The organism is Flavobacterium sp. (assembly GCF_040382755.1).
In the GTDB taxonomy this organism is placed as follows: domain Bacteria; phylum Bacteroidota; class Bacteroidia; order Flavobacteriales; family Flavobacteriaceae; genus Flavobacterium.
The window spans coordinates 1-13,973 of record NZ_JBEIET010000052.1; the positions used below are offsets into that span (position 1 = coordinate 1).

Sequence of the window (13,973 nt, forward strand, 5' to 3'; positions counted from 1 at the left end):
GCGTGAGAAACGTTGTTTCCAACCATTGCTCTTTTTCCTGTTAGTTCACAAACTCTTGACATTATTCTAAACTTTTATATCGTTATTCTAAATAAGGGTGCAAAGAAAAGAATTTTTACTTTACTATGCAACTATTTTTAATTAGTTTTTTGAAATTTCTTTAAACAACCATTCAAATGTTTTGTTAACCGCCCTATCTATTACCTTTTCGCGTGGTTGTCCAAAATTAAATTCTTCAACTAAAACTTCATTTGGTGTCGCTATTGCTATAAATACGGTCCCTATTTCTGCATCACTATTTCCTTTTGTTGGGCCCGCATTTCCTGTTGTAGCAATGGCATAATCTGTATTGAAAATAGACCTGCAATTAATAGCCATTTCTTGAGCTACTTCTTTACTAACTACAGAAAACTTTTGAATGGTTTCTGGATTCACTTTTAGTACGTCAATTTTAATTTGATTAGAATACGCCACTATTCCACCTTTAAAACAAGCTGAAGCACCAGGAACAGCTGAAATTAGTTGTGCGATTTTTCCTCCTGTACAACTTTCGGCTGTGGACAAACTAACTTGCTTTTGAGTTAATAATCGTGCTAAAACTACTTCAATTGTTTCGTCTTCATCGTACCCAACAATAATATCACCTATTAGTGGCTCTAATTTATCAATTTCCTTTAAAATAGATTCTTTTAAGAGGGTTTCATTAGTACCACGAGCCGTTAATCTTAAACGAACTTTACCTGGACTTGGTAAATATGCTAATTTTATGAAATTGGGTAAATTATTTTCCCAATCTTCAATTTGTTCTGCAATTAAACTCTCTCCTCGTCCATAAGTCATCAATGTTTTATGAACAATATATGGTCTTTCAAACGCATTAACTAAATACGGAATTACTTCGTTATCTATTAAATACTTCATTTCATAAGGCACACCAGGTAATGAAATAAATACCGTATTTTGATGTTCCATTAGCATTCCAGGCGCCGTACCCATAGCATTAAAAAGCACTTTAGCTTTTGAAGGCACTAAGGCTTGATCAATATTTAATTGCGTGATAGGTTTTTTATATATGCCCTCAATTATACTTTTTACTTGAGCCAAAACAGCATCGTTTTGCACTAAAACGTCGTCAAAATACTCACAAAATGTTTTTTTAGTAATGTCGTCTTTGGTTGGGCCTAAACCTCCGGTAATTAATACAACGTCGTACTTGTTTTGAACTTCGTGCAACGTTTTTACTATATGGCTTTTATCATCAGAAATAGAAAGCATTTCATAAGTAGCAATTCCAATTTTATCTAATGCTTTTGCAATGTAAGACGAATTTGTATCAATAATTTGACCTATCAATATTTCATCTCCTATTGTAATAATTACTGCTTTCATCTTTAAAATATTTTTGTAAAAATAAGAAAACCACGCTAACGGCGTGGCTAAACATATATTAAAAGTAACCCTTATAACTTAAAATCTTTTTTTATTTCGTCGGCAGCAGCAACTATTCTTGCTTTAAGCGTTCTAAACACTTCTTTAATTTCTTTTCGCTTGCCTTCTTCTTGAGTCCAATCCATAATGAATACCACATCTTCGTATGCCATATCCATTCCTAATAAATCTAATGTTGGTTTGATTTTGTGTGCAGATGCATAGGTTTTCGCATAATCTTTTAGTTCAATTGCATTTTTCATTTCCTGAATTTCGAAAGGCACTTCATCTAAAAACAAAGTAGCAATTTGAAGTGCAAATTCGTTATCATTTTCAGAAATTTCATATACTTTTGATAAATTATACTGTAAAGCCATTATTTTACTTGTATTTTAAACATTTGCTTGCCTTCTAAAAAACCTTCTAACACATCATTTTCTTTCACAGCGGCTACTCCTTTTGGAGTTCCTGTAAAAATAATATCTCCTTTTTTTAAAGTAAAAAACTGCGAAACATAAGAAACAATTTCATCAATGTTCCACAACATCATTGAAGTAGTTCCTTGCTGAACAGTTTCATTATTCTTTCTTAATTCAAAGTTAATATTTTCCAGAGAAGGAAAATGTATTTTCGGTAAAAAGTCACCAATAATCGCTGAATGGTCAAATGCCTTCGCTTTTTCCCAAGGCAATCCTTTTTCTTTTAATTTCGTTTGCACATCTCGAGCAGTAAAATCGATTCCTAAACCAATCTCATCGTAATATTTATGAGCAAATTTCGGATTAATGTATTTACCTACTTTACAAATTTTTACCAAAACTTCCACTTCGTGATGTACATCATTACTAAATTCTGGTATTACAAATGGTGTTTTTTTGGGCAAAATAGCGGTGTCTGGCTTCATAAAAATAACCGGCTCAGATGGGCGTTCGTTTTGTAATTCTGAAATATGATCAGCATAATTTCTTCCGATGCAAATGATTTTCATATATTTAATTTATCTCTGTTTTTAGTTTGCTTCGAGAGCCTCAGCTAACTCGTAACTTAGAAAACTTGAGTCAAATGGTGACTGAGGTCCTCGAGGTCACTATTTTGTATTTAATTTTCTTAATTTCAAACCTGTTAATACTTTTTTTGTATATAGTGGAAAATCGGCGTTTTGAATCCAACCGAAATAACCTGGATCTTTATCAAATACTTCGTCTACTAAAACATTTTTATATTTTCCAAAGCTAAACATTTCTTGTCCTTTATCATTCATCACAATCATACCTGCGAAATCTACAGATTTTTTACGCGTGGTAAATTCAGATAATGCTTTCATATCATTTTGTAAATCAGGATATCTTTCCAATTGTCCCAATAAAATTTCATAAGTAGCCATAGTATCTGCTTCGGCTGTATGTGCGTTTTCTAATGTTTTCCCACAATAAAATTTTAATGCTGCAGATAATGTGCGTTCTTCTTTTTTATGAAAAATAGTTTGAACATCTACTGAAACGCGATTTTTCATATCAAAATCAACTCCTGCACGAAGCATTTCCTCTGCCAATAACGGAATATCAAATCGGTCCGAATTATAACCTGCCAAATCAGAATCTTTTATCATAGCATAAATTTGGGAAGACAATTCAGAAAAAGTAGGCTCATTTGCTACTTTTTCGTTTGTAATGCCATGAACTGCCGTTGATTGAGGCGGAATTGGAATAGTTGGATTTACTAACCAAGTTTTACTTTCTTTATTTCCGTTTGGAAACACCTTAAATATTGATATTTCAACGATTCTATCTTTTCCAACATCTATTCCGGTAGTTTCTAAATCAAAGAAACAGATTGGTCTTGTAAGTTTAAGTTCCATTTTTATATTTTAAAGTACAAAGTTAAAAAAACCCAATAGTAAATGAACTATTGGGTGAAGTATTATTTATTTATTTTTTCTTAAAAATCTCTATTTACATCAAATGCTTCTAAATATTCAGCTACGCGTTTTACGAAACTTCCACCTAAAGCACCATCTACAACTCTGTGATCATAAGAGTGAGATAAAAACATTTTCTGACGTATTCCAATAAAATCCCCTTCTGGAGTTTCAATAACAGCTGGTACTTTTCTTATAGCTCCTAAGGCTAAAATACCCACTTGCGGCTGATTGATAATTGGTGTTCCAAAAACAGAACCAAATGTTCCTACGTTTGTTACAGTATAAGTACCACCTTGCGTATCGTCTGGTTTTAATTTTCCTGCTTTCGCACGACCACCTAAATCATTTACTGCTTTTGCCATACCAACTAAATTTAACTGGTCTGCATTTTTAATTACAGGAACAATTAAGTTTCCATTTGGTAAAGCTGCTGCCATTCCTAAATTGATGTTTTTACGTTTAATAATAAAATCGCCATCAACAGAAATATTCATTCCAGGGAAATCTTTTAAGGCTTTTGCTACCGCTTCCATCATAATTGGCGTAAAGGTAAGTTTTTCTCCTTCGCGTTTTTCAAAAGCTGCTTTTACTTTATCTCTCCATTTTACAATATTAGTAACATCCACTTCGATAAACGACTGCACGTGTGCTGAAGTTTGAACCGAAGCTACCATATAACCCGAAATTAACTTTCGCATTCTGTCCATTTCCACAATTTCGTCGCCACCATTTACTGAAACGGGTGCAGGATTTTGGGTTTTAGGTTGTTGGTTTGAAGTTGCAGGCGCAACAACATTTGAACTTGTAACTTGCGACTTGCGAGTTTCTATATATTTTAAAATATCTTCTTTATTTACACGACCATCTTTACCAGAACCTGAAATAGATTCTAATTCAGTTAACGAAATGCCTTCTGTTTTTGCCATATTTTTTACTAATGGCGAAAAGAATTTATCTGAACCTGAAAAATCTGCAGGAGCACTTGCTTCAATAGCAACCTCAACCGTTTTAGCAACTTCTGCAACCGCAACTAGAACTTCCGACTTTACTTCAGGAGTTGCAGCAATAGCTCCGCCTTCTGTTTCAATAATCGCTATGGTTTGCCCTACTTGAACAACATCATCAACTTGAAACAAAATTTCAACTAAAGTACCAGAAACTTCAGAAGGCACTTCACTATCTACTTTGTCTGTAGCAATTTCTAAAACCGCTTCATCCATATCTATAGTTTCACCCACTTTTTTTAACCAATTTGTAATGGTTGCTTCTGCTACACTCTCTCCCATTTTTGGAAGTTTCAATTCAAATCTTGCCATATTATTATTGTAATGTTGAGTTCTTTAATTATTACTGCAAAATTAATAAATATTTTGATGTTTTATCACGAAAAAATCAAAAAATCAAAAAATTAGCACTTCGCCTCTATCAGTTGAATTATTACTACCAATTAAGTAATTTGATTGCGAAATATAGTTCTTAAAAGTTATATTCTTCGATTTATGTTTTTCCATAAAACGAATTATTTCTGCAAAAGAAAACGAATTGGTGTCAAAAACAATTTCAATATTGCTATTTTTATTAAATTTAAATTGTTCAAAATCAGTTAAATATTCAATTGGTTTATTTAAATTTAGTTGAATTTTATTTTTTGAAAACACAATGTATTTATCAATTTCATTGTTTAATTTTTGTGCTCGTTTTTGTTTGAAAATCGCAAATAAAAAGCTCCCAATTTGTATAAAATTATCAAAGAAAAAGGACTTTTTAAAATGCTTTTTATAAAAAAACTGCATCGCATCTCGGAAACGTTCTAAATATTTTTCGTCTCTAACTGTACTTTCTCCTTTATAATGAATTACAGATGTTTCGTGAAAATAGAAATTATCATTTCCTAATTTTTGAATCATATAACTCAAATCGATATCATCTGAATACATAAAGCAATTTTCATCGAAACCACCGACTTTTATGTACAAATCGCGTTTCATCATCATAAAAGCACCGACTAAAATATCCACTTCTCCTGATTGATCTTCAGACAAATGTTGCGCATAATATTTCCCAAATAGTTTAGATATTTTATATAAACCAAAAATCTTAGTGAAAGCTACCCAAGGCGTTGGAACTCCGCGCTTACTTTCTGGAAGAAAATTTCCGGTGCCGTCAATTAACTTACAGCCAATTATTCCGAGTTGGGAATTTGGAATTTGGAATTTGGAATTTAAAATTTTCGCAAAAGTATCTTCAGCAACAACCGTATCTGGATTTAAAATACAAATATATTCGCCTTTTGCCTGTTCAACAGCTATATTATTCCCTTTTGGAAATCCTAAATTTTCTTTATTTTCAATAAGCGTAATTTGTGGAAATAGTTGCTTCATCATCAAACAACTATCATCCGAAGAATTATTATCTACCACAATAATTTCAGCATCTAAGTTTTCCAGCGCTTTTTGAACACTAAGCAAACATTGCTCTAAAAAATAGCGTACATTATAATTAAGTATGATTACGGATAGTTGCATTTCGTTTTAATGTGTCAATTTTCAATTAGTCAATGTGCCAATTGGTTGATAGGTCAAAGTTGCAATTTTTATTTATGAAATGCAAAAATCTAAATTTTAAATCTCAAATAATAAGTCTACTTTTGCAAAACAATTGGCGTTTTGCCACATTGTCTAATTGACAAAATTAAAAAATGAATTACCTTTCAGTAGAAAACATATCAAAATCATACGGCGAACGTGTCCTTTTTAAAGACATTTCTTTCGGAATTAATAAAGACCAAAAAATAGCTTTTATCGCCAAAAATGGTTCGGGTAAAACCACTATTATGAACATTATTAATGGTTTTGATGAACCTGATACGGGTCAAGTAGTGATTAGAAAAGGAATAAAAATGGCTTTTTTGAGTCAGAATTTTAATTTGCAAGATGAATTAACGATTGAAGAAAGCATTTTCGCATCGGATAATGAAGTTTTACAAGTAATTAGAAACTACGAAAGCGCCTTAGAAAATCCGGAAGACGAAGAAAAGTACCAGAAAGCGTTTGACGATATGGATCGTTATAATGCTTGGGATTTTGAAACACAATACAAGCAAATTTTGTCAAAATTAAAACTTGACGATTTAAAATTAAAAGTAAAAAAATTATCTGGAGGGCAAAAAAAGCGTTTATCGTTAGCGATAATCTTAATTAATAGACCCGATTTATTAATCTTAGATGAACCAACCAATCACTTAGATTTAGAGATGATTGAATGGCTTGAAGATTATTTTGCCAAAGAAAATATTACCTTATTTATGGTTACGCACGACCGTTTTTTCTTAGAACGAGTTTGTAACGAAATTATTGAATTAGATAACGGAAAACTGTATCAATACAAAGGAAATTACTCGTATTATTTAGAGAAAAAAGAAGAACGTCAAATTTCTGAAAACTCCAGTATAGATAAAGCGCAAAACCTTTTTATTAAGGAATTGGCTTGGATGCGTCGTCAACCAAAAGCAAGAACCACCAAATCGAAATCGCGTCAAGATGATTTTTATGTGATTAAAGAAAAAGCGGAAAGTCGTCGTAAAGAAAATGTGGTAGAGCTTGAAATTAATATGGAGCGAATGGGAAGCAAAATTATCGAAATGGTAAAATTGAACAAAAATTTCCCTGACAGAACCATTTTAAAAGATTTTACCTACGCGTTTCAACGTGGTGAACGTATTGGAATTATTGGTAAAAACGGAACAGGAAAATCGACTTTCTTGAACATTTTAACCAAAACTATGGAACCCGATTCAGGGAAAGTAATTATTGGCGATACAATTAAAATTGGATATTACACACAAAGTGGAATCAACCCAAAACCTGGACAAAAAGTAATAGATATTATTAAAGAATACGGAGAATACATTCCGCTTACGAAAGGGAAAATCATTTCAGCTTCGCAATTATTAGAACGTTTCTTATTTGATGCGAAAAAGCAATATGATTTTGTAGAAAAATTGAGTGGTGGCGAACTAAAACGATTGTATTTATGTACCGTTTTAATTCAGAATCCAAATTTCTTAATTTTAGATGAACCAACGAACGATTTAGATATTGTAACGCTAAATGTGTTAGAAAGTTTCTTATTAGATTTCCCTGGATGCCTTTTAGTGGTAAGTCACGATAGGTATTTTATGGATAAAATTGTAGATCACTTATTTGTATTTAGAGGTCAAGGTGAAATTGAAGATTTTCCTGGAAATTACTCTGATTTTAGAAGTTATGAAGATTCCGTAGAGCCAAAAGTTTTAAATAGCGTAAGCACTGACAAAGGAAGTTGGAAGCAAAATCAACCAGCCAAAGCAGGATTAAACTTCAACGAGCAAAAGGAATTCAATAAAATTGAAAAAGATATTAAAGATTTAGAATACCAAAAGAAACAAATTGAGCAAGAATTTTCGGACGGAAAAGTAGCTGATGATAAAATTGAAACGAAAGCAAATGAATTACAAAAAATCATTCAAACTTTAGAAGAAAAAGAAGCACGTTGGTTTGATTTAAGTTCTAAAATAGAATAATAATTATTACACAGAGATTCGCAAAGAAATTACAAAGTTTCGCTAAGCTTTATTTTCTTTGTGAAACTTTGTGAAAACTCTGTGAAACTCTGTGTTACAAAAAATAAAATCATATATAAAATTCCTTTGGAACTCTAAAAACGAACACGGTGTGCACTCGCCTTTTGTGTTTGATTTGGTTACGAAATGTTTTTATAATAAAACGAAACATCCAGAATATTCGCTTTTAAAAAGCAATTCAAAAAGAGTCCGATTATTAGTAAGAATCGTGCGGTATTTTGAACCCAAAACAATTTTAGAAATTGGAAATCCAACTGAATTAGATACTAAAATATTTTCTTCAGAAATAATCTCATTTGAAGATTTTGAAAAAAACAAACTTTCTAACAACAATAGTACTTTCGACTTAGTTTACTTCAACCAAAACGAATCTCAAAAAGCTACAATAGAATATTTCAATTTGTTATTACCAACTATAACTAATAATGTTGTTTGGATAATTAATGACATTCATAAATCAACAGAAAATGAAAATACTTGGGAAATCATAAAAAAACAACCTAAAGTAAAAGTTACGATTGATACCTTCCAATTCGGAATGGTATTTTTTAGAGCTGAACAAGAAAAAGAACATTTTGTGATTCGTGTTTAGTATTACACAAAGATTCACAAAGAATTCACAGAGTTTCACTAAATACTATTAAAATTAATTTTATTATCTAAAGTGTGTCTTGAAATACTTTTAAAAAAATCTTTGCGTTTCTTTGCGACTAACTTTGCGAGACTTTGCGGTAAAATATTATTTTTAAAACTGTAACAAATTCTACTTTTTAACTACTTATAATTTGTAGTAATTATTGTAATCTAAAAACTGCACCTGAAAACTATGAAAACTCCAATAATAGACATTAAAGGCATTACACGTGATTTCCAATTAGGAAGTGAAACGGTAAACGTATTAAAAGGAATCGATTTACTTATTAACAAAGGTGAATATGTGGCACTTATGGGGCCGTCTGGTTCTGGAAAATCGACTTTAATGAATATTTTAGGTTGTTTGGACACGCCAACTTCTGGAAGTTATATTTTAAACGGAAAGCAAGTTAGTGAAATGCACGATGATGAATTAGCTGAAATTAGAAATAAAGAAATTGGTTTCGTTTTTCAAACCTTCAATTTAATGCCTCGTACAACTGCGTTGGATAACGTGGCCTTACCTATGGTGTATGCTGGTTTTTCTAAAGACGAAAGAAACAAACGAGCTACAGAAGTACTAACACAAGTAGGTTTAGCAGACCGAATGGATCATAAACCAAATCAATTATCAGGAGGTCAGCGTCAGCGTGTGGCTGTTGGTAGAGCTTTGGTTAACAAACCTTCAATCATTTTAGCCGATGAACCAACTGGAAATTTAGATAGTAAAACTTCCGTAGAAATTATGAAATTATTTGGTGAAATTCACGCCAATGGCAATACGGTAATTTTAGTAACTCACGAAGAAGATATTGCAGCTCACGCACATAGAATTATTCGCTTACGTGATGGAATTATTGAAAATGACATTCAGAATAAAGAGATTATTTCTTATTAAAAGTAAGCTACACTTCTAAGCTACCAGCAAAAACCAATTCTGCTGGACCTGTTAAGAATACATTTTTATATACATCATTTTCTAAAACAAAACTAATTATTAGCTTTCCGCCTAATACATTAATATAGATACGATTCGCATCTGTTTTATGAGTAGCGTGCATTGCAATTGCCACGCCAGTTGCACCCGTTCCACAAGATAACGTTTCGTCTTCTACTCCACGTTCATAAGTACGGACTGAAAAAGTGTCAGTATTTTCTTGTTCTACAAAGTTGATATTACAACCCGAAGCGTCATACAAATCAGAATATCGTAACTTTTTACCTGTATTTTTTACATCAAAATTTGTTAAATCTGAAACTAATTGCACGTGATGAGGCGAACCCGTATACACAAAATCGTGTGTATTAAAATGTTTAACTTCTGATACATCTATCATTTGAAGTGCTATTAAATTGTCTTCAAATTTTGCAAAATGATAGCCGTCCGATGCTTCAAAATGGGCTTCATTCTCAATAATACCTAATTGTTTTGCAAAGGCCACTAAACATCGCCCTCCATTACCACACATAGTACTGGTACTACCATCGGAATTATAATACACCATAGTAAAATCGTATTTTTTATGATTTTCTAATAAAATTAAACCATCGCCACCTATGCCAAAACGTCGGTCGCATAAAAATTCAATTAATTTGGTATTATTTTTGGGAAATGAATTGGTACGATTATCAATCATAACAAAATCGTTTCCTGTTCCTTGGTATTTGTAAAATTGTATTTGCATAGTACAAATATATTTATTTTTTTGCACAATATTGCATTAGGGATTGCAGCGGCATCCTCCGATGGACAAAAACAAGGGTTTGCCCGTAGCTTTTTGCCAATCGGAGATATAGCGGAAAGCCCGACCTGAAAGGAAATGCATAAATGCTAAAAAGATGTTAAACATTGTTAATCGTGCGTTAAACGAAATTGAAATTTAAAAAACCTATTTATATTTACAGAGTAAAAAAAATAAAAAATGAACAAGATGAAAAATTTAGGAAGTCTATTTATTGTATCATTAATGAGTGGTGCCGTTACTTTGGGTGCCTATAAATTCATTGAAAATAAAAAAAATGAAAGCGATTCAATTATTACAACTTCACCAAACTACAACAAAGCAGTAAAATTTACTGGTGCCGAAAATATTGATTTTACAACCGGTGCCGAAAAAGCCATTCATAGTGTGGTACACGTAAAAAATGTTTCTGTAAGGACTTACACCGATCCTTGGGCATCGTTTTTTTATGGGGGTGGTACACAACAACACGAACAAATAGGTACTGGATCTGGAGTAATTGTATCTGAAGACGGGTATATTGTAACCAATAATCACGTAATACAAGACGCTAACGAGCTTGAAGTAACTTTAAATAACAACAAAGCGTATAAAGCAAAATTAATTGGTACGGATAGCAAAATGGACATTGCCTTGCTAAAAATTGACGCTGATGAGAAGTTGCCATTTATTGTTTTTGGAAATTCAGATAATATTAAAGTGGGCGAATGGGTTTTAGCGGTTGGTAATCCGTATCAATTGAATTCTACTGTTACTGCTGGTATTATTTCAGCAAAAGCGCGTAATTTAGACAAAGCAAGTATTCAATCGTTTATACAAACTGATGCTGCTGTAAATCCGGGAAATAGCGGTGGTGCTTTAGTGAACACGAATGGAGAATTGATAGGAATTAATACGATGATTTCTTCGCCAACAGGAAGTTATGCTGGCTACTCATTTGCGGTTCCATCTAATATTACAAAAAAGATTATTGAAGATTTAATGAAATTTGGTAATGTACAACGCGGTATTTTAGGTGTTGAAGGTGGCGAATTAAATGCAGAAGCTGCCAAAAAATATGGAATCAAACAAACTGAAGGATTTTACGTAAACAAAGTCAATAAAAATTCTGGGGCTGAAAAAGTTGGTATAGTAAAAGGAGATGTAATCTTAAAATTAGATGATAAAAAAGTTTTAACTTCTGCTGAATTAGAAGCAGCACTTATTACAAAAAGACCAAATGATATTATTAAAGTTACATTACTTAGAGATGGTAAGAATTTAGCTTTAAATGTACCACTAACAAAGAAAGAACTAATTGCCTACGAATTTAATGGTATTGAATTTGAAGAGTTAGATACAAACGATAAAAAACGATTTAACTTAAAAAGTGGTATAAAAATAAAACAAGTAACCAATGAAGATTACAAGGAATATGCTGAAGATTTAAAAGGTTCTATTGTAACGCAAGTGGATAATATGAGAGTCATTGATATGGAAAGCGTTTCTGCGTATTTAGCAAAAAAAGAATCGGCTGAAAAAACACGTTATCAAATCATAGCAAAAAACGGACAGATATATCGTATCATTTTATAATTAAATATTGAAGATTCGCAAAGTAGTATTTATTTTGCGAATTTTTTTTGCCTTTTATTCTAAAAAATAATAAGAAAAAAAATCGTAAAAAACTTTACGAAAACGATTGAAATCTATACTTTTGCAAAAAATTTTGTAACGCAATCTATATTTAAATGAACAACAACACCATTTACGAAAAAGAATTGGCTTTTCAGGCAGACAGAAGAAAAGCGTGTGTAGAATTTGTAAAAATCATAAGCGATTTATGGTTTGATAAATCTATTGAACTGGTCTTATTTAGAAATCAATTAATTGATCGAAACGTTTCAGATATTATAAACTTACACGAATATGCTGTTGCTTTTGTAGAAAAACCAATTAATATTTTTGATAGCGTAGAAATTGCAAGAGCTATTGAAAATTTAGATTTACCACCATCACGAATAGATATAGGAAAATTAACGTATGAATATCATTTAGAAGACGATAAATATAATGACGCTAAAGCGTTTGTAATTGATAAATTAAAGTATGCTAAAGATACGTCTGAAATTGTTCCTAAAGACGTTGTTTTATATGGTTTTGGTCGTATTGGTCGTTTATTAGCTCGTGAAATGATGAGCAAAATTGGAAAAGGGCAACAATTACGTTTACGTGCAATTGTAACTCGCGATAAAAATGATGCCGTTTTATTAGAAAAAAGAGCCTCTTTACTAAGATATGATTCGGTTCACGGAGATTTTGAAGGTTCGGTTTCGGCTGACCCAGAAAATAGTGCATTAATAATAAATGGAACAACCGTACATATTATAACAGCAAATTCGCCAGAAGAAATTGATTATACCGCTTACGGAATTAATGATGCTTTAGTAATTGACAATACTGGCGCTTTTACAACAGAAGAAGCGTTAGCCAGACACTTGACTTCTAAAGGAACAGATAAAGTGTTATTAACCGCACCAGGAAAAGGTGTACCAAATATAGTTTATGGCGTAAATCACGAAGATTACAATCCAGATGAAGTAGCTATTTATTCAGCTGCTTCTTGTACAACAAACGCTATTACTCCAGTTTTGGCAGTAATTGAAGAAACGTTGGGTGTTGTAAAAGGACATTTAGAAACCATTCACGCGTATACAAACGACCAAAATTTGGTTGATAATATGCACAAAAAATACCGTCGAGGAAGAGCTGCGGGTTTAAATATGGTAATAACAGAAACCGGTGCAGGAAGTGCCGTAGCTAAAGCATTACCAAGTTTAGCAGGAAAACTAACATCGAATGCAATTCGTGTTCCGGTTCCAAATGGTTCTTTGGTAGTTTTAAATTTAGAGGTTGGAAGAGCTACTTCCGTAGAAGAATTAAACAATATTATGAAAACCTATGCTTTAGAAGGTAACTTAGTAGAGCAAATAAAATATTCAGTAAGCAACGAATTGGTTTCTTCAGATATTGTCGGAACGGCTCAACCTTCTATTTACGATAGTAATGCCACAATAGTTTCTGGTGATGGAAAAAATATTGTACTATATATATGGTACGATAACGAATATGGATATAGCCATCAAGTAATACGTTTGGCAAAATATATTGCCAAAGTAAGACGCTATATGTATTATTAATGCTTGATTATTTATAATTTAATGCCTTTTCTTTTTAGAAAAGGCATTTTTTTTGAATTAAAAAACATAAATTCACAACAAAAAACAATAAAATTTAACAATTTCAAAACGTTTTAGTTAAAATTAACATATTTGCATTAAATTGTTGTGATTTTTTTAACGAAAATGAAATTAGTATTATTTTTTAGAAGTAACTTTATATCATATTAAAGTAACCCCTAAATTTTAATTCTATGAAATGTTTAACAATTTGCTTTTTATTACTTTGTAAAGTAGTATTTGCACAGGGACATTTAGTTGAAACATACAACTATGGTCAAAACAGTATTGAAATAATTTCAACAACTGATGAAGGAACAATTATAGTGAGCACTTTTAATGCTAAGATGAATATTAGGAAAGAAATTGCTGAAAAAATTCTAAGTTTATTTCTTGAAAACAGAATAAAA

Annotated in this window: 14 protein-coding genes; 6 read left to right on the top strand and 8 right to left on the bottom strand. The window is 31.7% G+C overall.

Translation table 11 applies throughout. The features are described 5' to 3' along the window. From ABWO04_RS06405 to ABWO04_RS06435, 7 genes are all read right to left on the bottom strand, one after another. Positions 1 to 62 (bottom strand): large ribosomal subunit protein bL28 (locus tag ABWO04_RS06405; RefSeq protein WP_353078398.1); only part of this gene is annotated, 62 nt, incomplete at its 3' end. Between the two features lie 79 nt (positions 63 to 141). Next, the gene (locus ABWO04_RS06410; RefSeq protein ID WP_353078376.1) at positions 142 to 1,389 is read right to left on the bottom strand and encodes a CinA family nicotinamide mononucleotide deamidase-related protein; all 1,248 of its coding nucleotides are present in this window, start codon (positions 1,387 to 1,389) and stop codon (positions 142 to 144) included. 71 nt (positions 1,390 to 1,460) lie between these two features. Continuing rightward, positions 1,461 to 1,805 carry a histidine kinase gene (locus ABWO04_RS06415; protein WP_353078378.1) on the bottom strand — a complete coding sequence of 115 codons (345 nt, stop codon included), beginning with the start codon at positions 1,803 to 1,805 and terminating at the stop codon, positions 1,461 to 1,463. Next, positions 1,805 to 2,416 (bottom strand): fumarylacetoacetate hydrolase family protein, encoded by a 612-nt coding sequence (locus tag ABWO04_RS06420; RefSeq protein ID WP_353078380.1) that lies wholly within the window; start codon positions 2,414 to 2,416, stop codon positions 1,805 to 1,807. Before ABWO04_RS06420 ends, ABWO04_RS06415 begins: the two co-directional genes overlap by 1 nt. A gap of 99 nt (positions 2,417 to 2,515) precedes the next feature. Then, positions 2,516 to 3,286, bottom strand: a complete 771-nt coding sequence (locus ABWO04_RS06425) for an exonuclease domain-containing protein (protein ID WP_353078382.1) — start codon at positions 3,284 to 3,286, stop codon at positions 2,516 to 2,518. A gap of 80 nt (positions 3,287 to 3,366) precedes the next feature. Then, positions 3,367 to 4,665, bottom strand: coding sequence for a dihydrolipoamide acetyltransferase family protein (locus ABWO04_RS06430; RefSeq protein WP_353078383.1), 1,299 nt, complete (start codon positions 4,663 to 4,665; stop codon positions 3,367 to 3,369). A gap of 84 nt (positions 4,666 to 4,749) precedes the next feature. After that, positions 4,750 to 5,874: a glycosyltransferase family 2 protein gene (locus tag ABWO04_RS06435; RefSeq protein ID WP_353078386.1), complete on the bottom strand. Its 1,125-nt coding sequence runs from the start codon at positions 5,872 to 5,874 to the stop codon at positions 4,750 to 4,752. Positions 5,875 to 6,047: 173 nt separating this feature from the next. On the opposite strand from ABWO04_RS06435, the gene ABWO04_RS06440 reads away from it, so the two are divergent. From ABWO04_RS06440 to ABWO04_RS06450, 3 genes are all read left to right on the top strand, one after another. Next, complete coding sequence (locus ABWO04_RS06440; RefSeq protein ID WP_353078388.1) at positions 6,048 to 7,910, top strand: ABC-F family ATP-binding cassette domain-containing protein; 1,863 nt, start codon at positions 6,048 to 6,050, stop codon at positions 7,908 to 7,910. 91 nt (positions 7,911 to 8,001) lie between these two features. Continuing rightward, positions 8,002 to 8,562 carry a class I SAM-dependent methyltransferase gene (locus ABWO04_RS06445; protein WP_353078390.1) on the top strand — a complete coding sequence of 187 codons (561 nt, stop codon included), beginning with the start codon at positions 8,002 to 8,004 and terminating at the stop codon, positions 8,560 to 8,562. 234 nt (positions 8,563 to 8,796) lie between these two features. Then, positions 8,797 to 9,501 (top strand): ABC transporter ATP-binding protein, encoded by a 705-nt coding sequence (locus tag ABWO04_RS06450; protein WP_353078391.1) that lies wholly within the window; start codon positions 8,797 to 8,799, stop codon positions 9,499 to 9,501. Between the two features lie 7 nt (positions 9,502 to 9,508). Here ABWO04_RS06450 and dapF read toward each other — a convergent pair whose 3' ends face one another. Beyond that, on the bottom strand, positions 9,509 to 10,288 hold the full coding sequence (gene dapF / locus ABWO04_RS06455) for a diaminopimelate epimerase (RefSeq protein WP_353078392.1): 780 nt from the start codon (positions 10,286 to 10,288) through the stop codon (positions 9,509 to 9,511). A 246-nt stretch (positions 10,289 to 10,534) separates the two neighbouring features. Here dapF and ABWO04_RS06460 point away from each other — a divergent pair, with 246 nt between their 5' ends. The 3 genes from ABWO04_RS06460 to ABWO04_RS06470 form a co-directional block, all read left to right on the top strand. Continuing rightward, positions 10,535 to 11,920 carry a trypsin-like peptidase domain-containing protein gene (locus ABWO04_RS06460; RefSeq protein ID WP_353078400.1) on the top strand — a complete coding sequence of 462 codons (1,386 nt, stop codon included), beginning with the start codon at positions 10,535 to 10,537 and terminating at the stop codon, positions 11,918 to 11,920. 155 nt (positions 11,921 to 12,075) lie between these two features. Continuing rightward, the gene (locus ABWO04_RS06465; RefSeq protein WP_353078394.1) at positions 12,076 to 13,524 is read left to right on the top strand and encodes a glyceraldehyde-3-phosphate dehydrogenase; all 1,449 of its coding nucleotides are present in this window, start codon (positions 12,076 to 12,078) and stop codon (positions 13,522 to 13,524) included. A 233-nt stretch (positions 13,525 to 13,757) separates the two neighbouring features. Then, a partial coding sequence (locus ABWO04_RS06470; protein ID WP_353078396.1) for a hypothetical protein occupies positions 13,758 to 13,973 on the top strand: 216 nt, incomplete at its 3' end.

What these genes read in the sequence shown, in the direction of transcription:
- ABWO04_RS06410 (WP_353078376.1), bottom strand. Translation starts at nt 1,389, where the DNA reads ATGAAAGCAGTAATTATTACAATAGGAGATGAAATATTGATAGGTCAA.
- ABWO04_RS06415 (WP_353078378.1), bottom strand. Translation starts at nt 1,805, where the DNA reads ATGGCTTTACAGTATAATTTATCAAAAGTATATGAAATTTCTGAAAAT.
- ABWO04_RS06420 (WP_353078380.1), bottom strand. Translation starts at nt 2,416, where the DNA reads ATGAAAATCATTTGCATCGGAAGAAATTATGCTGATCATATTTCAGAA.
- ABWO04_RS06425 (WP_353078382.1), bottom strand. Translation starts at nt 3,286, where the DNA reads ATGGAACTTAAACTTACAAGACCAATCTGTTTCTTTGATTTAGAAACT.
- ABWO04_RS06430 (WP_353078383.1), bottom strand. Translation starts at nt 4,665, where the DNA reads ATGGCAAGATTTGAATTGAAACTTCCAAAAATGGGAGAGAGTGTAGCA.
- ABWO04_RS06435 (WP_353078386.1), bottom strand. Translation starts at nt 5,874, where the DNA reads ATGCAACTATCCGTAATCATACTTAATTATAATGTACGCTATTTTTTA.
- ABWO04_RS06440 (WP_353078388.1), top strand. Translation starts at nt 6,048, where the DNA reads ATGAATTACCTTTCAGTAGAAAACATATCAAAATCATACGGCGAACGT.
- ABWO04_RS06450 (WP_353078391.1), top strand. Translation starts at nt 8,797, where the DNA reads ATGAAAACTCCAATAATAGACATTAAAGGCATTACACGTGATTTCCAA.
- dapF (WP_353078392.1), bottom strand. Translation starts at nt 10,288, where the DNA reads ATGCAAATACAATTTTACAAATACCAAGGAACAGGAAACGATTTTGTT.
- ABWO04_RS06460 (WP_353078400.1), top strand. Translation starts at nt 10,535, where the DNA reads ATGAAAAATTTAGGAAGTCTATTTATTGTATCATTAATGAGTGGTGCC.
- ABWO04_RS06465 (WP_353078394.1), top strand. Translation starts at nt 12,076, where the DNA reads ATGAACAACAACACCATTTACGAAAAAGAATTGGCTTTTCAGGCAGAC.